This window comes from Bacillus sp. HU-1818, from assembly GCF_022695965.1.
Classification (GTDB): Bacteria; Bacillota; Bacilli; order Bacillales; family Bacillaceae; genus Bacillus; species Bacillus atrophaeus.
Genome location: NZ_JAAPBE010000002.1, coordinates 630,080 through 654,821 on the forward strand (window position 1 = coordinate 630,080; position 24,742 = coordinate 654,821).

Genomic DNA, 24,742 nt, shown 5'->3' on the forward strand with positions numbered 1-24,742 from the left:
GAATTTTCCTTCAATCAAACTCGGAGGTGCACGGATTGATGTTTATGTTTGAAAAACCGCACGGCATGAGAGATACATTACCTGGATTATATGAAACGAAAAAAAAGGTACGCTCCTCGTTAACTGAAATCATTGAAAAATGGGGTTATCAATTTATGGAAACGCCGACGCTTGAATTTTACGATACGGTTGGCGTTCAGTCTGCGATCGAAGAGCAGCAGCTATTTAAACTGCTGGATCAAGACGGCAAAACGCTTGTGCTTCGGCCTGATATGACGGGACCGATTGCGAGAGTGGCGGCATCCAAGCTCCATAAGCAGGATCATCCGCTCAGAGTCGGATATGCGGCAAATGTATTCCGTGCACAGGAACGGGAAGGCGGGCGTCCCGCGGAATTCGAACAGGTCGGTGTGGAATTGATCGGTGACGGGACGACGAGTGCGGATGCCGAAGTGATCGCACTGGTGGTCGGCGCATTGAAAAATACGGGGCTTGTTTCCTTTAAAATTGCGATCGGACACGCGGGGCTCGCGGACGCGCTGTTTGTCGAGGTGCTTGGCAATGCAGAGCGGGCGGACGTATTGCGGCGGTTCTTATATGAAAAGAATTATGTCGGCTATAGAGAGCATGTCAAATCACTTCCGCTTTCTTCAATAGATAAAAGCAGGCTGCTGGAGCTGTTGAAACTGCGGGGCGGATCAGAAATTTGCGCTAGGGCAGAGGAAATTGTCGGCTCCGCCCAAGGGAAAAGCGTAGTGGATGAACTGAAGGCGCTTTGGGATATTCTCGAAGATTACGGCTGTACCGAAAACGTCCGGTTTGACTTGAATATGGTAAGCCATATGAGCTACTACACAGGCATTTTGTTTGAGGTCTATGCGGAAAATGTCGGCTTTGTCATCGGAAGCGGCGGACGCTACAACAAGCTTTTGGGACACTTTGATTCACCCGCGCCGGCTACAGGCTTCGGCCTTCGAATCGACCGAATGATAGAAGCGCTGCATATCAAAGACGAACCAAGCGAAATGGACGCGGTAATTTTCAGCAAGGAACAGAGGGCGCAGGCGATTGCTTTTGCCGAAGAAGAGCGTTTGAAAGGAAGAAAAATCGTGCTTCAGGATTTATTAGGAATCGAAAATATTGATCAAATGACGAAAGTATTTGCTAACGTCACATACTTTATCGGTGCAAGAAAGGAAGAGCAAAATGGGTAAGGTTCTCACAATGGCGATGCCGAAAGGCCGGATATTTGAAGAAGCGGCAGGCTTGCTGCGGCAAGCGGGATATAAGCTGCCGAGAGAATTTGAAGAGTCAAGAAAGCTGATTATTGATGTTCCTGTGGAAAACCTGCGTTTCATTCTGGCAAAGCCGATGGATGTGACGACATACGTAGAGCATGGAGTGGCTGATGTCGGCATTGCAGGAAAAGATGTCATGCTGGAGGAAGAACGAGACGTATACGAAGTGCTCGATTTAAATATCAGCAAATGCCATCTCGCCGTTGCCGGACTTCCTAATGCAGATTGGAGCGGTGTCGCGCCTAGAATTGCCACGAAATATCCGAATGTCGCATCCAGCTATTTCAGAGAACAGGGAGAGCAGGTTGAAATCATTAAGCTGAACGGGTCTATTGAACTCGCCCCTTTAATCGGCTTGGCAGACAGAATTGTGGATATCGTGTCAACAGGCCAAACATTGAAAGAAAACGGACTTATCGAAACAGAGCATATATGTGACATTACGTCGCGCTTTATCGTCAATCCCGTAAGCTATCGCATGAAAGATACTGTGATTGATGAAATGGCGTCCCGGCTGTCACTTGTTGTGGAAGGAGAAACGGCAAAATGAAGATCACAACCATCAGCAGCGGCGATCGTTTTTCCTTAAAGCGCTCCATTGACGCCGGAACAGAAGAACAAAGAAAAACCGTGCGTTCCATTATTGAAGATGTCAAAAGACAAGGGGATCAAGCGGTCAAAGCTTATACAGAAAAATTTGACGGCATCAGTCTCGATGATACACGTGTCACAGAAGAGGAGATTAAACAAGCATACAGCTTACTGGACGATCGGCTTTTACAGGTGATTCGGCAGGCGATTAGAAATATTCAAGAATATCACGAACGACAGCTTCAGTCTTCTTGGTTTTATCACAAGAAAGACGGAACAATGCTGGGGCAGAAAATAACGGCGCTTGATTCAGCGGGTGTTTACGTCCCGGGCGGAACAGCAGCTTATCCGTCATCGGTACTGATGAATGTGATTCCCGCGCTTACGGCTGGTGTTGACCGAATTGTACTCGTTACACCTCCGGGAAAAGACGGGCAGCTTTCTCCGGGTGTTTTGGCAGCTGCAAGTGAACTTGGTATAAAGGAAATTTACAAAATGGGCGGCGCTCAGGCCATTGCCGCGCTTGCATACGGTACCGAAACCATCGAATCAGTAGATAAAATCACTGGCCCTGGAAATATATATGTCGCGTTGGCAAAGCGAGAGGTGTTCGGTGACGTGGATATTGATATGATTGCCGGACCGAGTGAGATTGTCGTGTTGGCCGATGATACGGCCGTCCCAAAAGAGATCGCTGCAGATCTGCTGTCTCAGGCTGAACATGACAAACTCAGTTCAGCTGTGCTTGTCACAGATTCCGCAGCGCTTGCACAAGCCGTTCAATCGGAAGTGAACGAGCAGCTTGACACTCTTCCGCGAAAAGCGATAGCAGAGGCGTCAATAAGAGAGTACGGTCATATTTATGTGGCGGAATCAATGGATGAAGCTGTTGAGGCAGTCAACGCACTGGCGCCGGAGCATTTGGAAATCATCACAAAATCTCCGGAAGCCTTGATTGGCGGCATCAAACACGCCGGGGCGATTTTCTTAGGACGGTACAGCCCTGAGCCGGTCGGCGACTATTTCGCGGGACCGAACCATGTCCTTCCGACCAATGGAACAGCCAGATTTTCAAGCCCGTTGAATGTGACGGATTTTCAAAAGAAATCCAGCATTATTTCATATAGCCAAAAAGCATTTGAAGAACAGGCTGAGAGCGTCGCGGCTTTTGCCAGACTGGAAGGGCTTGAAGCGCACGCCAGATCAATTGAAGCGAGAGGACGGAGGAATTCAAAATGAGAAAAGCGGAACGCGCCAGAAAAACAAATGAAACGGATATTGAGCTGATTTTCGGAATAGATGGAGAAGGGCAGTCAGATATCAAAACGGATGTGCCGTTTATGACGCATATGCTTGACTTATTCACAAAGCATGGCCAGTTCGACCTGTCAATCAACGCAAAAGGCGACGTGGATATTGATGATCACCATACGACGGAGGATATCGGCATTTGTCTGGGGCAGGCTTTGCTCGAATCACTGGGCGATAAAAAAGGAATCAAACGCTACGGCTCCGCTTTTGTACCGATGGATGAGGCGCTTGCGCAAGTGGTTGTGGATTTGAGCAACCGCCCGCACTTGGAAATGCGCGCTGATTTCCCTGCGGCGAAGGTGAGAACCTTCGATACAGAGCTGGTGCATGAATTCTTATGGAAGCTTGCGCTTGAAGCGCGGATGAACCTGCACGTCATCGTTCATTATGGAACGAACACCCATCACATGATTGAAGCCGTTTTTAAGGCATTGGGACGGGCGCTTGATGAAGCGACAACGATAGATCCCCGTGTCAAAGGGATTCCATCGACGAAAGGGATGCTGTAAATGATCGGCGTGATAGATTACGGAATGGGCAATTTATACAGCGTGTCAAAGGCGCTGGAACGTGTCGGCGTGCCGTACCTTGTTTCTGACAAGACGGAAGAGCTGAGAAAAGCGGACGCGTATATTTTGCCCGGAGTCGGCTCTTTCCGGGATGCAATGGGCATCCTCCGAAAAACAAAGCTTGATGAATTTATTCACGAAGCTGTTCGTGAAGGGAAGCTTCTCCTCGGCATCTGCCTCGGAATGCAGCTTTTATTTGAAGAAAGTAATGAACGGGAGGCGACTGCCGGTCTTGCTTTATTGAAGGGAAAAGCGGTGCGGCTGAACAACTCTGATGCGGAAGGAAATCGCCTGAAGGTTCCTCATATGGGATGGAACCGCCTTACCTTTCACCAAGAATCGCCGCTATTATCAGGTGTTGAGGAAGGCTGCGTCTATTTCGTGCATTCCTTCTATATGAGCGGAGTGGAAGATGAAGCATTATTAGCGAGCGCTGATTACGGCATCTGCGTCCCCGCGGTCGTCGGCAAAAACAATGTCTACGGCACCCAGTTCCATCCTGAAAAAAGCAGCACGGTCGGAATGTCTATATTGGTTCAATTTACGAAAATGGCTGCGGAACAGAAGGTGAAGAAATGAGCTCTTTTACATTATATCCTGCAATCGACATGAGAAACGGCAAATGTGTACGGCTCGTCCAAGGTGATTACAATCAGGAAACGATTTATGGAGATTCGCCCTTCAATATGGCATCCCTGTTTGCAAAGGAAGGTGCAGAATGGATTCATCTCGTTGACCTTGACGGTGCGAAAGAAGGAAAGAAAGTGAATGACCGCCACGTAATAGAGATCGCGCAAAAACTTGATCTGAAAGTCGAAATCGGCGGCGGCATCCGTTCAGAAGCGGATGTGTATGATTATTTATCCAAAGGAGTGGACCGTGTCATCCTCGGAAGCTCAGCTGTCTCGAACCCGCCATTCGTCAAACAAATGCTCAAAGAATATGGGCATCTGATTGCCATCGGACTTGATGCGAGAAATGGATTAGTATCTACCGAAGGCTGGCTTGAAACGTCAAGCGTGAAAGCGACTGAACTGGGGAAGGAGCTGGCGAATGAAGGAGCGGAAGTATTCATTTTTACCGATATCGCGACAGATGGCATGCTCCAAGGACCGAATATAGACAGCACGGTTGAACTGGCAAAAGAAACAGGAAAGACAGTTATCGCCTCAGGCGGAGTCAGCTCAGTCCAAGATCTCGAAGCGCTCTCCCGCTGCCAGGCAGACGGCGTATCTGGTGCGATTATCGGAAAAGCGCTTTATACCAAGCAGTTTACGTTAGCGGAAGCGCTTGAAAGGGTGAAGGGCAAATGATTACGAAACGGATTATTCCATGCCTTGATGTCAAAGAGGGGCGCGTTGTAAAAGGGATTCAATTTTTGGGGCTAAAAGATGCAGGTGATCCGGTGGAGCTAGCTGAGGCGTATGACAAGGAAGGCGCCGATGAGCTGGTTTTCCTTGATATATCTGCCTCACATGAAGGACGGAAAACAATGGTTGATGTCGTGGAAAGTGTAGCCTCAAAGCTTGCGATTCCTTTCACGGTCGGCGGCGGCATCAATCAATTAAGTGATATGACAACCATCCTCCGTGCCGGAGCGGATAAGGTGTCAGTGAATACGGCGGCTGTTCTTCGCCCTGAGCTGATCACCGAAGGAGCGGAATTTTTCGGCTCGCAATGCATCGTCCTTGCCATTGACGCCAAGTATGACCCGGAATCAAATACGTATAAGGTGTACACACATGGCGGCCGAAAGAAAACAGACTGGGAAGTGACCGCTTGGGCGAAGGAAGCAGTCAAACGGGGAGCGGGTGAAATTCTCCTTACAAGCATGGATTCAGACGGCGAGAAAAAAGGCTTTGATCACAGGCTGACAAAGCTGGTCTCACAAGCCGTGCCTGTTCCTGTCATCGCCTCGGGCGGAGCTGGAAACGCAAAGCATATGCTTGACGCCTTTACAAAAGGAGAAGCGGACGCCGCGCTTGCCGCATCTATTTTTCACTACAAAGAAACATCTATCAAAGAAGTCAAAGCCTACATTAAAGAGCACGGGGTGAATGTGAGATGAAACGGGCAGATGAATTAACATTTAACGAGAATGGACTCATCCCTGCCATTGTGCAGGATGCCGCAAGCAAGGAAATTCTGACGCTGGCGTATATGAACCAAGAATCCTACGAAAAAACATTGGAAACGAAAGAAACATGGTTCTACAGCCGATCACGCCAAGAATTATGGCACAAGGGAGAGACGTCCGGACATACACAAGCTGTAAAGGGCATTCGCTATGACTGCGATCAGGACGCCCTTATTGTGCTTGTGGAGCCGGGCGGCCCGGCGTGCCATAAAGGAAGCTACAGTTGCTTCACTTCTGAGCAAGCCGAGGAAAAGACAGGCGGCCGTTTCAGCATTCTCAATGAACTGGAGCGCGTCATCGCGGAACGTGAAGCGGAAATGCCTGAGGGAGCGTATACAACATACCTCTTCCGTGAGGGTGTTGATAAAATATTAAAAAAAATAGGAGAAGAAGCATCCGAAGTTATCATCGCAGCCAAAAACCGGGATCACGAAGAATTGAAATGGGAAGCGGCTGACTTGCTGTATCACCTGCTCGTTCTTCTGCGTGAACAATCACTCCCGCTGGATGATGTGCTCGAGGTTTTGCAGAAACGCCATTCGGAGTCTGAATAAAAAAGGAGCTGCAACGTTTGGTTGCAGCTTCTTTTTTTAAAGAAGAAACACATCTAGATCTTTCGCAAGATATAGAGATCTATACATCTAAAGAGCTTCTTCAGCAAAATAAAGACAATTCTATAAAACATTCAGGTTATGATGGAACAGCTATTTATATAAAGGATAAAGAACAGCATATTGGTCAACTTCAGATTATCTCAGAAGGCAGTGTTGATAATGCGGATTGGCCATACAATTTTCGGGAACAGATATTTCCTGATCGTTTTAATAGTTGAAAGGGATTCACTAGCAATCAAATAGCTTTTTCTCCTTTTCCTGATTTGCAAATGGTTTCCATGAATTCGTATGTATCTCCTGATTGTGGCGTCGGGTATACCTGTTTGCTACATCTATAACATAAGCCATTCTTTCATCATATGTCTATAATTCTAGATTTATCAAGGGATTCCCTCAGTCATAGTCATGCCTGTAATTGTTTATTGGTCACCATTATCTTCAACTAACGGGGCAGTTTAGTTAAAGGTTAAATGGATATTTTGTGGTAAAATTCAATGCGAGGAAGGGGAGAGGAATTAATGAACAATGGGAATATGAACATTAGAAAAGCTGTTTTATCTGATGCAAAAGGAATAGCTAAAGTACACGTTGATTGTTGGAAAACTACATATAAGAATATAGTTTCAGACCAATATTTGAATAATTTAACATACGAAAGCAGAGAACAGTTATGGAAAAACAACATTCCTAATGGCGGGGTATATGTAGCAGAAAACAAGGAAGGGGAAATTATTGGTTTTTCTTCTGGTGGTATAGAAAGAAGCGGGGATTACAATGGGTTCGAAGGGGAGTTATATGCAATATACATTTTAAAAGAGTATCAGGGCAATGGCATTGGAAAAGCACTTGTTAAACCAATAATTGATGAAATTAAAAAAATAGGATTAAACTCTATGCTTGTTCTTGTCTTGAAAGATAATATTTCTCGTCTATTTTATGAATCACTTGGTGGTAAAAAAATAGATACTGTTGAAGTTGAGATTTCAGGGAAAAAATTTTCCGAACTTGTGTATGGTTGGGAAGATATTAGGAATATATTTTAGTTTTCCTTCTTCTTGTAAGGTTTGTAATGATTCCATAAGTTTCTGATCACGTTCTTCTTGTTTGTTGTTTATGTATTCCTGTTGTTGGTCAATCGTACAACCAATAACTGATTAAATTTCTTTTGCTCGTTCATGCCTTTCTGCAGTTGTATCAATACTTGTCCAGCATTTACAGCTACTTCATTTTCATTATCAGTCACGGTTATGGTCACGGGTACGTGCATTTTTTTGAGAATATCTTCTAACTGTTTACCCTTATCGTTATATCAACGACATATCATTTTTTAACCAGTGATCCAATGAAGGACAAAGCAAGCCGGATTAATGAAGCGATCAATGATATCCTGCACCTGACAAAGCAATTTGAATCCTCATTAAAGGATGAAATCAAGGGGCAAAAAGGGCTGATTATTGACAAAATCAAAGAAGAAATTGATTCAAAAAGCGAAAAACGGCAATCTGCACTTAAAACTATAAAAGAAGAAAATATCAATAAAGTGAGTCTTTATAAAAGCATTATTGAAGAGCTAAGAGTGCAAGATGTGACGCTTTATTATAAAAAAAAGAAGCCTGAAAAGGGCTTTTAGAACAGCTTCACATTCTCCTATTCGAATACCGGGTAGGAGATTTTTCTGTTTATATTGGGTTGAATAACAAAAAGAAGCTGAAAAAATTTTGCTGAATTGATATGATCTAGTAAGCAGTTCTTTATACTTATGAAATTAACAAATCATTCAATTTATGATTTGTTTATATTCCGTCCTCGCCACGTATAGTCTAGGTATGAGAAACAGGAGGAAACCATATGTCAAATAAACAGCCAACGCAAAAAGGAAAATTCAGCGCATTTTTTACACTGGTGAAAAAGACAAAGCCATCGTACGGAAAATTAGCATTTGCCCTCACACTCAGTATCGTCACCACGCTGGTCAGCCTGCTTATCCCTCTATTGACAAAGCAGCTTGTCGACGGCTTTTCGATGTCTTCATTATCAGGAGGGCAAATCGGCCTCATCGTACTTGTCTTTGTCATTCAGGCCGGGCTAAGCGCGTATGCCACATATGCCCTGAACTACAGCGGCCAAAAAATCATTTCCGGACTTCGCGATTTATTATGGAAAAAATTAATTAAGCTCCCTGTGTCCTACTTTGACACAAAAGCGTCAGGAGAAACGATCAGCCGGGTGACAAATGACACCATGGTCGTAAAGGAACTGATCACAAATCACATCAGCGGCTTTATTACAGGAATCATTTCCGTCATCGGTTCTATCACCATTTTATTTATTATGAACTGGAAGCTGACATTGCTCGTTTTAATTGTGGTTCCGCTGGCAGCTCTTATTTTGGTGCCGATCGGACGCAAGATGTTTACCATTTCTCGTGAAACACAAGACGAAACGGCCCGGTTTACCGGTTTGCTGAATCAGATTTTACCTGAGATCCGCCTTGTCAAATCCTCGAATGCAGAAGATGTGGAGTACAGACGGGGAAAAGCGGGAATTTCGTCGTTATTCCGGCTGGGCCTCCGTGAAGCAAAGGTACAGTCGCTTGTCGGCCCGCTTATCACTCTTGTCTTAATGGCCGCACTTGTTGCCGTTATCGGCTATGGCGGCATGCAGGTGTCGTCAGGCGAGTTAACCGCCGGATCGCTCGTTGCCTTTATTTTATATTTGTTTCAAATCATTATGCCGATGGGGCAGATTACGGCTTTCTTTACACAACTTCAAAAATCAATCGGAGCAACAGATCGTATGATTGAAATTTTGGCGGAGAAAGAAGAAGATACCGTGACGGGAAAACAAATCGAGAATGCCCACCAGCCGATTCGGTTAGAGGATATATCATTTGGCTATAAACAAGACCAGCTCATACTGAAAAATATCAGCGCCACAATTGAAGCCGGCAAAGTAACAGCGATTGTCGGACCGAGCGGCGGAGGAAAAACCACATTGTTTAAATTGCTTGAACGTTTTTACGACCCGACGGAAGGTACAATCAGACTTGGAGATGATCCGATTGACAGCTATTCGCTTGAATCATGGAGGCAGCAGATCGGGTATGTATCGCAAGAAAGCCCGTTAATGTCCGGAACAATCCGCGACAATATTTGCTACGGTTTAGAACGTGAAGTGACCGACGCTGAAATCGAAAAAGCCGCGGAAATGGCATATGCTCTCAATTTTATTAAAGAGCTGCCGGATATGATTGATACAGAAGTCGGTGAACGCGGCATCATGCTGTCAGGCGGACAGCGGCAGAGAATCGCAATTGCCAGAGCGCTTCTTCGTGATCCGAGTATACTGATGCTTGATGAAGCGACTTCAAGCCTTGACAGCCAGTCTGAGAAATCAGTGCAGCAGGCGCTTGATGTACTGATGGCGGGCCGCACAACCATCGTCATCGCTCACCGCTTATCAACCGTAGTGGATGCAGATCAGCTGCTATTTATCGAACAGGGTGAAATTACGGGCCGGGGAACACACCATGAATTAATGGACTCTCATGACCTGTACCGCGACTTTGCCGAGCAGCAGCTGAAGATGAATGCCGACCTGGAAAACAAAGCCGTTTGACAGACAGAATAAGGCAGTTATTTTGATTCCAGCTTTCATGTGAAAAGCGGCATCCAATCTAAAATTTGGTCGATTCAGCCAGAAAAAAACGAATGAATTTTCCCAATCCTTCCTTTTCATCTATTGAGGCGCTCGGGATTTATGGTATACTACTGACGGTAATATTGATAAACGGAGGGTAGTTGTGGGAAAACACACTTCTGAACATAAAAATGACACACAAATTGTCCAGCTGTTTCAAGATGGACAATATTTTTTTCATAAAGGACTGAAGGCTTATAGAGAACGAAATCTCCAGCGGGCGAGCAAGCTGATTCAACGGGCGGTGCAGCTTGAGCCGAAAGATTCTGAAATGCTTTCGCAGCTGGCGGTTATCTATTCTGAAATGGGCCATTATCAGCAGTCAAACGAGCTTCTTGATCTTATTTTAGTGAAACTGAAAGAAGAAATGCCGGAATGCCACTATTTTAAGGCAAATAATTACGCGCATCTCGGCCTCTTTCAGGAAGCCTATAAAGAAGCGTCCGCCTATTTAAACGCGGAGCCTGAAGGCGAGTTCAGCGAAGAAAATGACAGCCTGCTTGAACTGCTTGATTTAGGAGAAGGCGGGCGGGAGGATTCTCTATATGACCAGGATGATCTGCTCGTGAAACAGGACCGCGCCAAAGCGCTCCTTGAAAGCGGCCAGCTTGAGGAAGCCATTGTCATGCTGGAGGAAATCATTCAGGATTATCCGGAATTTTGGTCCGCCTATAACAATCTGGCGCTCGCTTACTTTTACTCCGGCAAGGTGGTTAAAGCCAAGGAAACGGTTTATCAAGTCTTGGAAGAAAGCACCGGGAACCTTCATGCTTTATGCAATTTGCTCGTATTTTGCTATTATGAGCGGGAAGACGAGAAAGTAAGCGAATTAAGCGGCCAGCTTGCCAAAGTGTATCCGATGTTATTTGAACAGCGCTATAAACTCGGAGCCACCTTGGCGCTTGTCGGCCGTTACGATCTCGGCTACAAATGGCTGAAATCTTTATATAGAAGCGGTTTTGAAGGAGACGACACGTTTTATTACTGGCTCGCCAGCTCCGCTTACTATACAGGCAGCCGTGAATTTGCCGAAAGCGTTTGGAAGAGAGCGAGAGAAGAATATCCGGAAACTTCCCGTTTGGCTCCATGGGAAGAACGCCGCGAGGCTCTTCCTTCAAAGACTTCTATAGAAGAGCGCCTGGCAGCGTATTACCTTAGCAGCACAAAAGGTGAAACCGAACAGCTCGAGGCTGTAATCCGCTCAAAGCGAATTACTGCACCGTTTGAGAATCAATTCGTCCAGCTTCTTCTCTCCGGAGAATCGCAAGCTCTCAATGTTTCATCAGATGCTTTATTCGCATACCGTACGGTCAAGCTACTTGAGCAAGCAGAACAAAACGGCATGAAAACAGATGTTATGAGCTGCTGGGTATTTCATGTCATTCAGCAAATCCGCGCATCCGCCGCAAAGAAAAATGAACGCGGATGGGCAGCAGCCATCTATTATATTTGGAAAGAAGTCAATGGCGAAAAGCACTCCAAAAAAGAGACTGCGGCTAAATTCGGCATATCCGCAGCGACCTTGACGAAATATATGAAACAAATTGATGATATACTAGAATAATATATATAAATAAAGCTGACACTTTGTGATTGAAGTGTCAGCTTTATTTTTTTGAAAAAATGATATTGCAAAAATAATTTCGACAAGTTTCCTTGACTTTTAAAAAAGATGACAAACATCGCCGTTCTTGACATGTGTTTGAAACATAAATGTAATAAAATTTATCGTAAAAATGTCGAAACTTGATGGTATAATGAGTCTCGTACATAAAAAGATTAGTGTTTTTTACATATGATGACAAATGAAAAGAACACATAAAACCAGTTACAGAGATTAGTAAAATAACCATAAAATATCATCATTCCTCGTAGTAGTATGAGGAACCTAATTTTGATGTGCAAAATAAAAGAATCCAAATAAGAACAGCTTTATAGTAAAAGGGAGGATACAAAAAGTGAGAAAGAGTTTATTAACACTTAGTTTGGCTTCCGTCATTGGGACAAGCAGTTTTTTGATCCCGTTTACAAGCAAAACTGCATCGGCGGAAACATTAGAAGACAAGAAACAGCAGATTGAGAGCAAGCAATCAGAAGTAGCTTCCAACATTGAAGCGAAAGAGAAAGAATTGACTGAGCTTCAGAACAATCAATCTAAAATCGAAAAAGAACTAAAAGAAATTAACGCCAAGGCGCTTGATACGAGCAACAAAGTAGAAGATAAAAAAGAAGAAAACGATAAAACGAAAAAAGAAATCAAAGCATTAAAAAAAGAAATTAAAGAAACAGAAGCCCGCATTGAAAAACGCAATGAAATCCTGAAAAAACGCGTTCGTTCATTACAGGAAAGCGGCGGATCACAAGGGTACATAGACGTGCTTTTAGGTTCAACCAGTTTCGGTGATTTCGTTTCACGCGCAACTGCAGTATCATCTATTGTTGATGCTGACAAAGATTTGATCAAGCAACAGGAACAGGATAAAGCGAAGCTTGAAGATTCCGAAGCAGATCTGAATGATAAGCTGAAAGAAGTCCAAGCGACACTTGCTAAGCTGGAAACAATGCAAAAAAATCTTGATAAACAGCTTGATGAAAAAGACAAGCTATTTGACGAAGCAAAGAAAAGCCAAGAAAAAGCAACGGCTGCAATTTCCGAATTGAAATCAGAGGCTTCAAAGCTTGCGAATCAAAAAGCGAATACTGAAAAAGAGCAAGAACGCATCAAAAAGCAGCAAGAAGAAGCAGCTGCATTGATCAAAAAACAAGAAGAAGCTCAAAAAGCTTCTGCTGATGAGAACCAAACAGATGACAGCCAGACTGCTTCAGCTCCGGCTAAAAAATCAACAGTACAATCATCTGATAATACAGCATCTAGTTCATCAAACAAATCATCAGGTTCAACATCTAAGAAGAGCACAAGCTCTAATGACTCTGACAGCGGCTCAGGCGGCGGTTCTGTCATCAGTAACTCTGGCGGCATCGAAGGCGCAATCAGCGTAGGTTCAAGCCTTGTCGGTAACTCTCCGTACAAATTTGGCGGCGGCCGTACTCAGTCTGATATTAACAACCGTATTTTTGACTGCTCTTCATTCGTACGCTGGGCATATGCATCAGCAGGTGTGAATCTAGGACCTGCGAGCGGAACAAACACAGATACATTAATCGGCAGAGGAAAAGCTGTAAGTGCATCTGAAATGAAACGCGGCGACTTGGTGTTCTTTAATACTTACAAAACAAACGGCCACGTAGGCATTTACTTAGGAAATGGTACGTTCCTTAATGACAATACGTCACATGGTGTGTCTATTGACTCTATGAGCAACCCTTACTGGAAAAAAGCATTCAACGGCAACGTTAGACGTGTCGTTCAATAATAAGACTTCGGAGCCTTCTGTTGCAGAAGGCTCTTTCTTTTAAGAAAAGGGCTTCATTATATACATACCCTTTATAAGCGTGTGTAATCATTGTTTTGAAAAAGATGAGCAAAAAAATAGCACTTCACCTGAAGATTTTATAGGATATGGGTAAGGAATACGTTTGATGGGGATTCTTATCATAAACGCCGAATCTCGAAAAGACTGGTTTAAGGAGTGAACATTGTGTCTGAAGAAAAAATTTATGACGTGATAATTATCGGCGCAGGTCCCGCTGGGATGACGGCCGCGGTATACACATCAAGAGCGAATTTATCAACATTAATGATCGAAAGAGGAATCCCGGGCGGCCAAATGGCCAATACAGAAGATGTTGAAAACTATCCCGGTTTCGAAAGTATCCTCGGCCCTGAGCTTTCCAATAAAATGTTTGACCATGCGAAAAAATTCGGCGCTGAATATGCGTATGGCGATATTAAAGAAATTGTTGACGGCAAAGAGTACAAAACTGTCAAAGCCGGTTCAAAAGAATACAAAGCGCGTGCCATCATTATTTCTGCCGGGGCGGAATACAAAAAAATCGGCGTTCCGGGCGAAAAAGAATTAGGCGGCCGCGGCGTGTCTTACTGCGCTGTATGTGACGGAGCTTTCTTTAAAGGCAAAGAGCTCGTTGTTGTAGGCGGCGGAGATTCCGCTGTAGAAGAAGGCGTCTATTTAACGCGCTTCGCATCAAAAGTTACGATCGTACACAGACGAGATAAACTCCGTGCTCAAAGCATTCTACAAGCACGCGCGTTTGACAATGAAAAAATTGATTTCATTTGGAATAAGACCGTAAAAGAAATTCATGAGGAAAACGGCAAAGTGGGCAAAGTAACCCTTGTTGATACAATCAGCGGCGAAGAAGAAGAGTTTGCGACAAACGGCGTATTCATTTACATCGGAATGCTGCCTCTCTCAAAACCATTTGAAAATCTGGGCATCACCAATGATGAAGGCTACATCGAAACTAATGAACGTATGGAAACAAAAGTAGACGGTATTTTTGCAGCCGGAGATATTCGCGAAAAATCTTTACGCCAAATTGTAACAGCTACAGGAGACGGCAGTATCGCTGCACAAAGCGTACAGCACTATGTCGAGGAGCTTCAGGAAACGTTAAAAGCACTGAAATAAAAAGGGCTGTCATTGGAGTTTCATAAATCGTTACTGGGTTTTAATTCCTCTGTAACACGGGTGAAATACTTCTGCGTTATGATGAATACAGTAATTGACCCCCTTTTTATAATGAATACACTTTGGCACGGATCCTCCAGTATCCGTGCCCTTTTTTTGTCCAAACAAAGATGGACACACTTTATTCAAGAGTTATCTAAATTCAGCTGATCGAACGGAAGGATTTGCTGTAAAATAAAAGAAAAAGAATGTTAATGTCTCTGCATTGTGAGGGACCATTTGAAACGGTATAATGAAGAGACGATGACAGGGATGAAAAGGTTAGGTGACGCACTTTGCAACGAGTGACAAATTGTGTGCTTCAGACGGATGACCAAGTTCTTCTCCTTCAAAAGCCGAGACGCGGCTGGTGGGTAGCTCCCGGCGGAAAAATGGAGAGCGGAGAGTCGGTCAGAGATTCCGTCATCAGAGAGTACAGAGAAGAAACTGGGATTTATATATTAAACCCGCAGCTTAAAGGCGTTTTTACCTTTATCATAAAAGAACAGGATCAGATCATTTCTGAGTGGATGATGTTTACGTTTGTCGCCGATTCCTATACAGGGCGAAACGTCTCCGAATCGGAGGAAGGCATTTTAAAATGGCATGATGTCAAAGATATTCACAACCTGCCAATGGCGCCTGGAGACGGGCATATTCTCGATTTTATGATGAAAGGACAAGGGCTGCTTCACGGCACCTTTACGTATACACCTGATTTTGAGCTGCTGAGTTACCGTTTAGATCCGCAGCATATAAAATAAAAACAGATACGGCAGGGGGAGAAAAGATGAGTGTGAGTGAAACGCATGATATTCAGCTCGTCATTATAACTGGAATGTCGGGAGCGGGAAAAACAGTTGCCATTCAGAGCTTTGAGGATCTCGGCTATTTCTGTGTCGATAATCTGCCGCCTTCATTACTTCCGAAATTTTTAGAGCTGATGAAGGAATCAAACTCTAAAATGAGCAAGGTCGCGCTTGTGATGGATTTGCGCGGCCGTGAATTTTTTGACCGGCTGATCGAGGCGCTGGATGAAATGGGGGAAAGCCCCTGGATTACGCCGCGCATTTTATTTTTAGACGCGAAGGATTCCATTCTTGTGACAAGATATAAAGAAACAAGGCGTTCGCATCCGCTTGCGACTACCGGCCTTCCGCTTGAAGGAATCGGAATTGAACGTGAGCTGCTTGAGGAACTGAAAGGCCGTTCCCAAATGATTTACGATACGTCTGACATGAAGCCGAAGGACCTGCGTGAAAAAATTGTAAATCACTTTGCGACAAATCAAGGTGAAACTTTTACAGTCAATATTATGTCGTTCGGATTCAAATACGGTCTTCCGATTGATGCAGATCTCGTCTTTGACGTCAGATTTTTGCCGAACCCTTATTACATTGAGAGTATGCGGCCGCTGACGGGGAAGGATGAAGAGGTGTCCTCTTACGTCATGAAATGGAATGAAACGCAAAAGTTTAATGAAAAGCTTATTGATTTGCTGAGCTTTATGCTTCCGTCTTATAAACGGGAAGGAAAGAGCCAGCTCGTCATCGCTATCGGATGTACAGGCGGACAGCACCGCTCAGTCACGCTTGTCGAATATTTGGCTGACTATTTTAAACAGGATTACTATACTCATGTCACTCACCGGGACATTGAAAAGAGAAGCCGGAAATAAAATGGGACAGAAGCCGAAAATCGCAATCTTTGGCGGCGGAACAGGCCTTTCGGTTTTACTGAGGGGCTTAAAGCATAAGCCTGTTGATATTACTGCAATTGTAACGGTTGCCGATGACGGCGGGAGCTCAGGACGTTTAAGAAACGAACTGCAAATTCCGCCGCCAGGTGATATCAGAAACGTGCTTGCCGCTTTATCCGATGTGGAGCCATTGGTTGAAAACCTGTTCCAGCATCGCTTCAACAAAGGGAGCGATCTGACAGGCCATTCACTCGGAAACTTAATTCTTGCAGCGATGACGAATATAACCGGTGATTTTTTTCACGCTGTGACAGAAATGAGTAAGGTGTTGAATGTCCGCGGGAGAGTGCTGCCGGCTGCCAATACCAGTGTCATCCTTCACGCTGAAATGGAGGACGGCCAGGTGGTATCCGGAGAGTCCACGATTCCGTCATACGGACAGCGCATTAAGCGGGTTTTCCTTACACCCGAGAAAATTGATCCGCTGCCGGAAACCCTTGAAGTGATCCGGGGAGCGGACTTGATCATTATCGGTCCAGGCAGCTTGTATACAAGCATTCTTCCGAATCTGCTCGTCCCGAAGATCGGTGAGGAAGTATTAAAGGCATCAGCGAAAAAAGTATATATATGCAACGTGATGACCCAGCCTGGCGAAACGCTGAATTACAGCGCCGCCGACCATGTAAAAGCGCTGAATGATCATATGGATCGTCCATTTATTGATACGATTTTAATAAACAATGAGGACATTCCTGACGAAATAAAACAGAAGTACGCAAAGGAATTGGCGCGCCCTGTTGATTTCAATGTCGATGATCTGAAGACGATGGGGCTCGAGGTCATCAGAGACCGCATCGTAACTTATAAAAATGACGTAATTCGTCACGATACACATAAAGTGGCTTCTCTTCTCGTGGATTTATTGAAAGAATAGAAGCCTTGAAATGAGGTGGCTATATGTCATTTGCATCAGAAACAAAAAAAGAGCTGACCAATCTTGAAGTGAAGGACTGCTGTTCAAAAGCAGAGCTTTCAGCGCTCATTCGAATGAATGGGTCTTTATCGTTTTCCAACCGCCATCTTGTGCTTGATGTCCAAACCGAAAATGCGGCGATCGCCCGCCGCATTTATACATTGCTGAAAAAGCAGTATGATGTGTCGGTCGAGCTGCTCGTCAGAAAAAAAATGCGGCTTAAAAAGAATAACGTCTACATCGTGCGCTTTTCAGAAAAAGCAAAATTGATATTAGAGGACTTAAAAATACTCGGCGAGAATTTTGTGTTTGAACGAAATATTTCCGAGGAGCTTGTCAAAAAAAGATGTTGCAAGCGCTCTTATATGAGAGGAGCATTTTTAGCGGGAGGCTCTGTCAATAATCCTGAGACCTCCTCTTATCATCTGGAAATATTCTCTCTCTATAAAGAGCACAACGATTCCTTATGTGAACTGTTGAATGAGTTTCATTTGAACAGTAAAACATTGGAACGGAAAAAGGGCTATATCACATATTTAAAGGAAGCTGAGAAAATCACCGAATTCCTGAATGTCATCGGAGCCCACAATTCTCTGCTTCGATTTGAAGACGTCAGAATCGTCAGAGATATGCGTAACTCCGTGAACCGACTCGTCAATTGTGAAACGGCAAACTTAAACAAAACAATCGGGGCATCGCTCAGACAAGTGGAGAACATTAAGTACATCGATGAAAGAATCGGACTGGAAGCACTTCCTGATAAGCTCAGAGAAATTGCACAGCTTCGGATTGATTATCAAGAAGTAACACTCAAAGAACTAGGGGAAATGGTCACAAGCGGAAAGATTAGTAAGTCTGGTATCAACCACCGTCTAAGAAAACTTGACGAAATCGCAGAACAGCTGCGAACAGGGCAAACCATCACTTTAAAATAAACCGTACAGAAAAGGGGAGATCTTATGGTTCAGCAGAAAGTGGAAGTGCGATTAAAAACGGGATTGCAAGCACGCCCGGCTGCATTGTTTGTACAAGAAGCAAACCGATATACATCAGATGTATTTCTTGAAAAGGATGGAAAAAAGGTCAACGCGAAAAGCATTATGGGCTTGATGAGCCTTGCGGTAAGCACAGGCACTGAAGTGACCTTGATTGCAGAGGGAGAAGACGAACAAGAAGCGCTTGAGAAGCTTACTGCTTACGTTCAGGAAGAAGTTTAAGCGCATGCTGGGAGGTCCGGAAGATGAACGAATTTCTGAAAGAATGTTTTACAAAAATCGGCTGGGATCAGGATACACTGGCTTTTGACGACCTTCCTCGTTTTTTAACAAAACTGGCTTATCAACTTCCATTTGAAAATCGGGCCGTTTTGGAGAAACATCAATATGATATGTCCAGGGACGGCTTATGGAATCACATCGTGAAAGAGCGGCATGGAGGTCTTTGTTACGATCTGAACGGATTTCTTTACTATGTGCTCTTTGAAGCGGGGTTTGATGTCAGGCTGATTAGCGGTACGGTCTATACTCAAAAGGAAGGCCAGTGGGCGTTAGAGGGAACGCATGCCGTTGTTCTGCTATCTACTGAAGAAGGCGATTATATCACCGACATCGGTTTCGGTGTTAATCTCGCTTTGCAGCCAATTCCTTTATCAGGACAAACCGTGGAAGCCGCCACAGGCAAATACCGCATCATAGAACAACAGACAGAAATGGGCAGCCATGTGCTTGAGATGGACAAAGGAGAAGGCTGGCAGACGGGGTACGCTTTCACCCTCAAAGAAATAGAGGCTGATGACCTGTCAGCTATGAGAGACATCATTTATCATCATGACCTGTCTCCCTTTAATAAAAAGCCGCTCGCTTCCAAACTGTCGCCTGACGGATATTTGGTTTTGACAGAGGATCATTTGACTGTGAACCGGAAGAACGGTGAATCTGTCAAAGAAAATATTCATGCATCAGATTTTGGCCGGAAGCTGGAAGAACACTTTTTCAAGCAATAATGCAAAAACGGTTATCCCTAGGGTAACCGTTTTTTTGTCGCGCTTCTACCTGATTCGTGTAAATGTTTCGTAATGATCCGTTGTTTTGTAAATCAGCCAGTCGCTGGAGTACAGCAGCCGGTCGGCGTTTCTGAAGCCTGATGTATAATTGATATCGGCTTCACGCCATGTGCGGCCGCTTTTTGCAGGCAGCCTGCCTTCACGGTTGCTGAATACATCACCGCCAATGCTTTTTCCCGGCGCTACTTCCGCCAAATTGCCCTTAGAAGCCACCCAGCCAAGCGCCTGGGCTTGTGCCTTCGTGATATAATTGTCTGGAAGCTTTTTGTACGTCAGTAAATAATCAGCAACGCCGTCAAAGGTGTTAATAACTTGAGCTGATGCAGCGGCTGATTCCATTGATCTCTGTTCTGCTTTCGCATCTGGTGAAAACAGCACACTTGCCATTGAAAACAGCAGCATCATACATACAGCAATCCGTGATAAGCATTTTTTCCTCAATTAATCTTCCTCCTGTCTTTAATGAATTTCAAGAGGTATGAGGCTCTAACGATGTTTATCTATTATTTATTGTATCAGCAATAAATAAAATAAATTAATTTTTCTGAAAAATAATTCTTTTCGACTAGCATGAGGCTAAAAATAGCAGGAACACTTTGAGAAAAAGGGGATAAAAGATGTACAGTATATTGCTTGTTGAAGATGATAAACGGATAGCCTCTTTATTGTGCGGACATCTGCAAAAATACGGCTATCATGTGCAAATAGCTGAGAAGCTGAATCAGATTAAAGAAGAGTTTACGGCTATGAAGCCGGACCTTGTGCTGCTTGATATTAATCTTCCTTATTTTGATGGTTTTTATTGGTGCAGGCAGATCAGAACAATTTCAAACGTTCCGATCATTTTTATTTCCGCGCGTACGGACGAGCTGAATCAAGTGATGGCCATTGAACACGGCGGCGATGACTATATCACAAAGCCGTTTCATTTGGAAGTGGTGCTCGCAAAAATTAAAAGCGTGCTGCGCCGGACGTATGGGGAGTATTCTCCCGCAATCTCACAAGAATCAAAAGTAGTAGAGATTGGCGAATTATATATCTATCCGGATAAGTATGAAGCGGAATGGAAAAACAATCGAATGTCATTCTCGCAAAAAGAGTTTCAGCTTCTGTCCATTTTCGTAAAAGAACATAAAAAAATTGTGACAAGGGATGAATTGCTTGAGGCATTGTGGGATGAGATTGATTTTGTGGATGACAACACATTGACGGTGAATGTCAATCGCTTGAGAAAAAAGCTGGAGTATGCGGGAATACAAGAGGCCATCACTACGATAAGAGGAAAGGGTTATAAATTTGAAATAAACCGGAAGGATGAACAAGAGTGTTAAAGACCTATTTGCTTGACCGCATTGCCATTATTCTTTTTTCCTTTTTGAGCATAGGAGCTGCCATGCTGATCGCTTTTTTTAGCATAACGGAAAGCGGCGCAAAGCTTTCATTAGAAAACATGATCTACCTCTGGGTTCTTCCAGGCGTGTTATTGGCTGTCGGTTTTACTGCGGATTATATCAGGCAATATTCGTTTCTATCATTTTTAAAAAGTTGTGCGGAACAAGCGGATTCGCCTGCTTATAACATGGGGGCCGCATTGTCGGCCCGAAAACCCCGCACGAGGGAGCAGGCGATATGGACTGATATTTTGAATGAGCTGAATCAGCAATACGATAGGCAAATTGCACAATATATGAATAAACACAAACAGCACCAAACATTTATTAATCAGTGGATTCACCATATGAAAATACCGGTCTCCGTCATTTCCATGATGATACAGGAAGGCAAAAATTCGGATTCGCCATCATCAGAAGTTTTCTTAGAGGAGCTTGAAGCTGAAAACGAGCGATTTCGGCACGGGCTTGAAATGATGCTGCAGACCGCCCGGCTTGATGAATTCGCCTTTGATGTAAAGCCTGAATCCTTTGATGTGGCGGGGCTCGTCCGAAGTTTGATCAATAAAGAGAAGCGGCAGTTTATAAAACGGCGTATATTTCCGGTGTTGGAAGCGCCTCAAATGCCTGTGCACATTTCCAGTGATCAAAAATGGCTGGCCTTTGTATTAGAGCAGCTTCTTTTTAACGCGTTAAAATACTCTCATCAGGGCTCGGGAGACAGCATTTTGATCAGTATTCAAGAGTGCGGGCCTGAGGTTCGTTTGTCGGTGGCTGATGAAGGAATCGGCATTCCCGACCATGACCTTCCCCGGGTGTTTGAGCCGTTTTTTACCGGTGAGAATGGGAGGAAAATGTCACAGGCGACCGGAATGGGCCTCTATTTGGCAAAGGAAGTCTGCCATCAGCTCGGACATAGGCTGACCGCCGAATCAGAGGAGGGGAAAGGAACGGTGATGACGATCGTCTTTTCCAGCGATACTCTTACTATGTGACAATATTGTAAGGTACAGCGACCGATTTGAAAGAAAGTTCGATGGGAGGCTGCTGACTTCCTTTTTATAATAAAGAAAAAGGAGGCGCAGAACACATGAAAGTATTAGAAACAAAAAAACTGTGCAAAACGTATTATTCAAATAAAGGAACACTCAATTATCAGGCGCTCACCGATTTTGACATCAACGTCGATAAAGGAGAATTTGTCGGCATCATGGGGCCGTCGGGAAGCGGAAAAACGACGCTCCTGAATTTGCTGGCTACCATTGATAAGCCGACTCAGGGTGAGATGATGATCAACGGCATTCAGCCGAAAACGTTAAAGGATCAAGAGATGGCTCTGTTTCGCAGAAGAGAGCTGGGCTTTGTCTTTCAGGACTTTAATCTGCTTGATACGCTGACGATTCGGGAAAACATCCTGCTTCCGCTTGCGTTGGACAAAGTAAAGCTGAGTGAAATGGAAAACAGCTTAGATGAACTGGCAGATACCCTGCAAATCAAACATATTTTAGACCACCGTACATACGAAGTGTCGGGCGGCCAGCAGCAGCGTGCGGCCTGTGCAAGAGCCATTATTCATAATCCGGCTCTGATACTGGCGGATGAACCGACAGGCAACCTTGATTCAAAGTCTGCCAAACAGGTGATGAACACGCTGGCTCAGCTGAATGAAGAAAAGGAAGCAACGATTCTATTGGTTACGCATGATGCCACAGCGGCAAGCTTCTGTAAACGGATCGTCTTTATTAAAGACGGAAGATTTTTTTCAGAGATCCGCAGGGGAACGAATCAGCAGGTGTTTTATCAAAGTATACTAGATACCCTGAGTGTGTTGGGAGGCGATTTTCATGAATTTGAGAACCATCGCCCGTAAAAACATTATTGGGAATCTGCAAAGATATGTTGCCTACTTTTTAAGCTGTGTGTTTGCCGTCTCGGTCTTTTTTGTCTTCACCTCTTTTATTTTTCACCCGGATGTGACGGAAGACAATGTGTATGGCGGAAGCCTTGTGAAAACGTGTTTGAGCGCGGCTCTTATTGTCATTATCGTGTTTTGTATATTCTTTATTTCTTATTCCAATTCAGCGTTTCTGCAGGCGAGAAAGAAAGAGTTTGGCTTGTTTACGCTGTTCGGGACATCAAAGCAGCAGCTTCGAAAGATGATTTACTATGAACAGTCGCTGATTTCTCTTGCGGCGATTGCGGCCGGTATCGGAACGGGGCTGTTATTTTCGAAACTGTTTTTTATGATCATGACATGGATGCTCAGCGTGAAGGTGCCGATCTCATTCGCGATTGTACCGAAAGCGTTTGTGCTGACGGTCGCCGGTTTTCTTATATTGTTTCAAGTCCTGCTTATTTTATCGCTGGGACAGATTCGCAAGCTCGAAATCATAGATTTGATTAAATCGGCTCAAAAACCTAAAAATTTACCAGCCTATTCGAAATGGCTTTCTGTGCTGTCTTTGCTTTGTCTGGCGGGCGGTTATTATCTGTCTGCCACAGCCAATGCGATCGACATGATGTTTCGTGTCTTTCCGATTTTGATTTTAGTGTTAATCGGCACGTATTTCTTTTTTACACAAAGCAGTATCGCGTTTTTCCGCATGCTGTACAGAAAGAAACACAGCTTTTACAAAGGAACCAATATCATTGTGCGTTCCAACATGATATTCAGGCTGAAAGATCACGCACGCATGCTGTTTTTAACCTCTGTCATTACAGCGGTCATTTTAACCGCTACAGGAGTCATCTATATGTTTTATGCTGATTTAGAAAGGCAGGAGGAGCAAAGCATTCCTCAATCTGTTGCCTGGGTGGAAAAAGACGCTTCCCGCTTTCAGGTTATGAAGCCTGAGACGGCTGAGAATACATTGAAAAGAGCAGATACTGAGATTAAATATAAGGTGAATGCCACAGGTATTCCTGTTACATTTCAATCAGACTTGCCGTATGGGAACAGGAAAGCGGAAGCAGAGGCCTTGCTGATTTCAGAGAAAATCTATAATCAAGTCGCAAAGGAAAAAGGTTTTACCGTTATTCATGTACAAGAAAATGAAGCGTTTATCAATGTTCCGTTTCAAATGATGATGAAAGACACGTTCGGAGAAGGGGAAAAAGCAGCGTTTCATATGAAGTCAGGAAAATCACTTTCTTATATCATGAAAAAGCAGCAAAACAAAGGGATATTGATGTCAGTCGGAGGAGTCAGCCGTTTATTGGTTGTCAGCGAAAAAAGCTTTGACAGCTTGACACAGGAGGTGCCGCTGAAGGAGCAGATGAGAGTGGTAGGCTATGAGCTTGAGCATTGGAAGGAGACGGTGGACGTCTCTGAGAAGCTGGAAAGCATGGTGCCGAAAGAACATACATCTGATTTTCAATCGCGTGCTCCGAGTTTTCAAATGGTGAAGCAGGGAGTCGCATTAATGCTGTTTATCGGTCTGTTTGTCAGCGTGCTGTTTTTTATCGTTCAAGGAAGCATGCTGTATTTGCGGATGTTTACTGAAATAGAAGATACGAGAGTGCAAGTGTTAGCATTAAAGAGAATGGGGATTACGGATAAAGAGATTCACTCCATCCTTGGTAGACAAATTGGATTTTTGTTCTTCATTCCATTTATTGCGGGTACGATTCACGCCGGTTTTGCGTATGTGGCGTTAAGCAACATGCTGAATGCTAACCTATTTCTTGAGGCCGTAATTGTCATCTTCACTTATTTTGTGTTCCAGGCTGTTTATTATATCGTCACTCGTCATATTTATAAGCGTGCTGTTCTTCAGCATATGTAATATGAAATCCGGTCTTCATCAGAC

The 24,742-nt window shown here is 44.2% G+C and carries 25 protein-coding genes and 1 pseudogene; 25 read left to right on the forward strand and 1 reads right to left on the reverse strand.

Annotation, left to right across the window (positions count from 1 at the left end; all coding sequences use genetic code 11):
* Positions 1-38: 38 nt before the first annotated feature.
* The 21 genes and pseudogenes from GXP75_RS08500 (at position 39) to GXP75_RS08600 (ending at position 19,482) form a co-directional block, all read left to right on the forward strand.
* The gene (locus GXP75_RS08500; protein ID WP_242556757.1) at positions 39-1,214 is read left to right on the forward strand and encodes an ATP phosphoribosyltransferase regulatory subunit; all 1,176 of its coding nucleotides are present in this window, start codon (positions 39-41) and stop codon (positions 1,212-1,214) included.
* Positions 1,207-1,848: an ATP phosphoribosyltransferase gene (hisG, locus tag GXP75_RS08505; protein WP_214916378.1), complete on the forward strand. Its 642-nt coding sequence runs from the start codon at positions 1,207-1,209 to the stop codon at positions 1,846-1,848. Before GXP75_RS08500 ends, hisG begins: the two co-directional genes overlap by 8 nt.
* The gene (hisD, locus tag GXP75_RS08510) at positions 1,845-3,128 is read left to right on the forward strand and encodes a histidinol dehydrogenase (RefSeq protein WP_242556582.1); all 1,284 of its coding nucleotides are present in this window, start codon (positions 1,845-1,847) and stop codon (positions 3,126-3,128) included. The genes hisG and hisD overlap by 4 nt, the downstream gene beginning before the upstream one ends.
* A complete protein-coding gene (gene hisB, locus GXP75_RS08515) occupies positions 3,125-3,709 on the forward strand; it encodes an imidazoleglycerol-phosphate dehydratase HisB (protein ID WP_242556583.1) in 585 nt (194 codons plus the stop codon). Before hisD ends, hisB begins: the two co-directional genes overlap by 4 nt.
* Positions 3,710-4,348, forward strand: coding sequence for an imidazole glycerol phosphate synthase subunit HisH (gene hisH / locus GXP75_RS08520; RefSeq protein ID WP_242556584.1), 639 nt, complete (start codon positions 3,710-3,712; stop codon positions 4,346-4,348). It begins immediately after the preceding gene.
* Positions 4,345-5,082, forward strand: a complete 738-nt coding sequence (gene hisA / locus GXP75_RS08525; protein WP_242556585.1) for a 1-(5-phosphoribosyl)-5-[(5-phosphoribosylamino)methylideneamino]imidazole-4-carboxamide isomerase — start codon at positions 4,345-4,347, stop codon at positions 5,080-5,082. Before hisH ends, hisA begins: the two co-directional genes overlap by 4 nt.
* Complete coding sequence (hisF, locus tag GXP75_RS08530) at positions 5,079-5,837, forward strand: imidazole glycerol phosphate synthase subunit HisF (protein ID WP_242556586.1); 759 nt, start codon at positions 5,079-5,081, stop codon at positions 5,835-5,837. The genes hisA and hisF overlap by 4 nt, the downstream gene beginning before the upstream one ends.
* Positions 5,834-6,460, forward strand: coding sequence for a bifunctional phosphoribosyl-AMP cyclohydrolase/phosphoribosyl-ATP diphosphatase HisIE (hisIE, locus tag GXP75_RS08535; RefSeq protein ID WP_242556587.1), 627 nt, complete (start codon positions 5,834-5,836; stop codon positions 6,458-6,460). Before hisF ends, hisIE begins: the two co-directional genes overlap by 4 nt.
* Positions 6,461-6,495: 35 nt before the next feature.
* Positions 6,496-6,702, forward strand: a pseudogene (locus GXP75_RS08540) (DUF6792 domain-containing protein); the annotation flags it as partial.
* Between the two features lie 351 nt (positions 6,703-7,053).
* On the forward strand, positions 7,054-7,563 hold the full coding sequence (locus GXP75_RS08545) for a GNAT family N-acetyltransferase (RefSeq protein WP_396022449.1): 510 nt from the start codon (positions 7,054-7,056) through the stop codon (positions 7,561-7,563).
* Positions 7,564-7,862: 299 nt separating this feature from the next.
* Entirely contained in the window at positions 7,863-8,150 is a 288-nt protein-coding gene (locus GXP75_RS08550; RefSeq protein ID WP_242556588.1) for a hypothetical protein, read from the forward strand.
* Between the two features lie 218 nt (positions 8,151-8,368).
* Positions 8,369-10,138 (forward strand): ABC transporter ATP-binding protein, encoded by a 1,770-nt coding sequence (locus GXP75_RS08555; RefSeq protein WP_242556589.1) that lies wholly within the window; start codon positions 8,369-8,371, stop codon positions 10,136-10,138.
* 184 nt (positions 10,139-10,322) lie between these two features.
* Positions 10,323-11,783, forward strand: a complete 1,461-nt coding sequence (locus tag GXP75_RS08560; RefSeq protein ID WP_214916401.1) for a tetratricopeptide repeat protein — start codon at positions 10,323-10,325, stop codon at positions 11,781-11,783.
* Positions 11,784-12,177: 394 nt separating this feature from the next.
* Complete coding sequence (gene cwlO, locus GXP75_RS08565) at positions 12,178-13,593, forward strand: peptidoglycan DL-endopeptidase CwlO (protein ID WP_214916403.1); 1,416 nt, start codon at positions 12,178-12,180, stop codon at positions 13,591-13,593.
* 225 nt (positions 13,594-13,818) lie between these two features.
* Positions 13,819-14,769, forward strand: a complete 951-nt coding sequence (gene trxB / locus GXP75_RS08570) for a thioredoxin-disulfide reductase (protein WP_242556590.1) — start codon at positions 13,819-13,821, stop codon at positions 14,767-14,769.
* Between the two features lie 335 nt (positions 14,770-15,104).
* Positions 15,105-15,572 carry an 8-oxo-dGTP diphosphatase gene (locus GXP75_RS08575; protein ID WP_035175302.1) on the forward strand — a complete coding sequence of 156 codons (468 nt, stop codon included), beginning with the start codon at positions 15,105-15,107 and terminating at the stop codon, positions 15,570-15,572.
* A gap of 26 nt (positions 15,573-15,598) precedes the next feature.
* Entirely contained in the window at positions 15,599-16,486 is an 888-nt protein-coding gene (rapZ, locus tag GXP75_RS08580) for an RNase adapter RapZ (RefSeq protein ID WP_010790026.1), read from the forward strand.
* Position 16,487: 1 nt separating this feature from the next.
* Positions 16,488-17,441 carry a gluconeogenesis factor YvcK family protein gene (locus GXP75_RS08585; RefSeq protein ID WP_061570952.1) on the forward strand — a complete coding sequence of 318 codons (954 nt, stop codon included), beginning with the start codon at positions 16,488-16,490 and terminating at the stop codon, positions 17,439-17,441.
* A 23-nt stretch (positions 17,442-17,464) separates the two neighbouring features.
* Complete coding sequence (gene whiA, locus GXP75_RS08590) at positions 17,465-18,415, forward strand: DNA-binding protein WhiA (RefSeq protein ID WP_003326796.1); 951 nt, start codon at positions 17,465-17,467, stop codon at positions 18,413-18,415.
* A 24-nt stretch (positions 18,416-18,439) separates the two neighbouring features.
* The gene (locus GXP75_RS08595) at positions 18,440-18,697 is read left to right on the forward strand and encodes an HPr family phosphocarrier protein (protein ID WP_003326797.1); all 258 of its coding nucleotides are present in this window, start codon (positions 18,440-18,442) and stop codon (positions 18,695-18,697) included.
* 23 nt (positions 18,698-18,720) lie between these two features.
* Entirely contained in the window at positions 18,721-19,482 is a 762-nt protein-coding gene (locus GXP75_RS08600; protein ID WP_242556591.1) for an arylamine N-acetyltransferase, read from the forward strand.
* A gap of 45 nt (positions 19,483-19,527) precedes the next feature.
* Here GXP75_RS08600 and GXP75_RS08605 read toward each other — a convergent pair whose 3' ends face one another.
* Positions 19,528-19,929: a ribonuclease gene (locus GXP75_RS08605; RefSeq protein ID WP_395939650.1), complete on the reverse strand. Its 402-nt coding sequence runs from the start codon at positions 19,927-19,929 to the stop codon at positions 19,528-19,530.
* 230 nt (positions 19,930-20,159) lie between these two features.
* Between GXP75_RS08605 and GXP75_RS08610 the strand changes: the two genes are divergently transcribed.
* From GXP75_RS08610 to GXP75_RS08625, 4 genes are all read left to right on the forward strand, one after another.
* Positions 20,160-20,873, forward strand: coding sequence for a response regulator transcription factor (locus GXP75_RS08610; RefSeq protein WP_242556592.1), 714 nt, complete (start codon positions 20,160-20,162; stop codon positions 20,871-20,873).
* A complete protein-coding gene (locus GXP75_RS08615; RefSeq protein ID WP_242556593.1) occupies positions 20,867-21,928 on the forward strand; it encodes a HAMP domain-containing histidine kinase in 1,062 nt (353 codons plus the stop codon). Before GXP75_RS08610 ends, GXP75_RS08615 begins: the two co-directional genes overlap by 7 nt.
* Positions 21,929-22,023: 95 nt before the next feature.
* Entirely contained in the window at positions 22,024-22,803 is a 780-nt protein-coding gene (locus GXP75_RS08620; RefSeq protein ID WP_242556594.1) for an ABC transporter ATP-binding protein, read from the forward strand.
* Positions 22,778-24,718: an FtsX-like permease family protein gene (locus GXP75_RS08625; protein ID WP_242556595.1), complete on the forward strand. Its 1,941-nt coding sequence runs from the start codon at positions 22,778-22,780 to the stop codon at positions 24,716-24,718. The genes GXP75_RS08620 and GXP75_RS08625 overlap by 26 nt, the downstream gene beginning before the upstream one ends.
* The last annotated feature ends 24 nt before the right edge of the window (positions 24,719-24,742 follow it).

What these genes read in the sequence shown, in the direction of transcription:
- hisB (WP_242556583.1), top strand. Translation starts at nt 3,125, where the DNA reads ATGAGAAAAGCGGAACGCGCCAGAAAAACAAATGAAACGGATATTGAG.
- GXP75_RS08595 (WP_003326797.1), top strand. Translation starts at nt 18,440, where the DNA reads ATGGTTCAGCAGAAAGTGGAAGTGCGATTAAAAACGGGATTGCAAGCA.
- whiA (WP_003326796.1), top strand. Translation starts at nt 17,465, where the DNA reads ATGTCATTTGCATCAGAAACAAAAAAAGAGCTGACCAATCTTGAAGTG.
- hisH (WP_242556584.1), top strand. Translation starts at nt 3,710, where the DNA reads ATGATCGGCGTGATAGATTACGGAATGGGCAATTTATACAGCGTGTCA.
- GXP75_RS08545 (WP_396022449.1), top strand. Translation starts at nt 7,054, where the DNA reads ATGAACATTAGAAAAGCTGTTTTATCTGATGCAAAAGGAATAGCTAAA.
- GXP75_RS08500 (WP_242556757.1), top strand. Translation starts at nt 39, where the DNA reads ATGTTTATGTTTGAAAAACCGCACGGCATGAGAGATACATTACCTGGA.
- hisIE (WP_242556587.1), top strand. Translation starts at nt 5,834, where the DNA reads ATGAAACGGGCAGATGAATTAACATTTAACGAGAATGGACTCATCCCT.
- hisG (WP_214916378.1), top strand. Translation starts at nt 1,207, where the DNA reads ATGGGTAAGGTTCTCACAATGGCGATGCCGAAAGGCCGGATATTTGAA.
- rapZ (WP_010790026.1), top strand. Translation starts at nt 15,599, where the DNA reads ATGAGTGTGAGTGAAACGCATGATATTCAGCTCGTCATTATAACTGGA.
- GXP75_RS08555 (WP_242556589.1), top strand. Translation starts at nt 8,369, where the DNA reads ATGTCAAATAAACAGCCAACGCAAAAAGGAAAATTCAGCGCATTTTTT.
- hisD (WP_242556582.1), top strand. Translation starts at nt 1,845, where the DNA reads ATGAAGATCACAACCATCAGCAGCGGCGATCGTTTTTCCTTAAAGCGC.
- hisA (WP_242556585.1), top strand. Translation starts at nt 4,345, where the DNA reads ATGAGCTCTTTTACATTATATCCTGCAATCGACATGAGAAACGGCAAA.
- GXP75_RS08625 (WP_242556595.1), top strand. Translation starts at nt 22,778, where the DNA reads ATGAATTTGAGAACCATCGCCCGTAAAAACATTATTGGGAATCTGCAA.
- GXP75_RS08620 (WP_242556594.1), top strand. Translation starts at nt 22,024, where the DNA reads ATGAAAGTATTAGAAACAAAAAAACTGTGCAAAACGTATTATTCAAAT.
- GXP75_RS08605 (WP_395939650.1), bottom strand. Translation starts at nt 19,929, where the DNA reads ATGGCAAGTGTGCTGTTTTCACCAGATGCGAAAGCAGAACAGAGATCA.
- GXP75_RS08585 (WP_061570952.1), top strand. Translation starts at nt 16,488, where the DNA reads ATGGGACAGAAGCCGAAAATCGCAATCTTTGGCGGCGGAACAGGCCTT.
- GXP75_RS08600 (WP_242556591.1), top strand. Translation starts at nt 18,721, where the DNA reads ATGAACGAATTTCTGAAAGAATGTTTTACAAAAATCGGCTGGGATCAG.
- GXP75_RS08610 (WP_242556592.1), top strand. Translation starts at nt 20,160, where the DNA reads ATGTACAGTATATTGCTTGTTGAAGATGATAAACGGATAGCCTCTTTA.
- GXP75_RS08550 (WP_242556588.1), top strand. Translation starts at nt 7,863, where the DNA reads ATGAAGGACAAAGCAAGCCGGATTAATGAAGCGATCAATGATATCCTG.
- hisF (WP_242556586.1), top strand. Translation starts at nt 5,079, where the DNA reads ATGATTACGAAACGGATTATTCCATGCCTTGATGTCAAAGAGGGGCGC.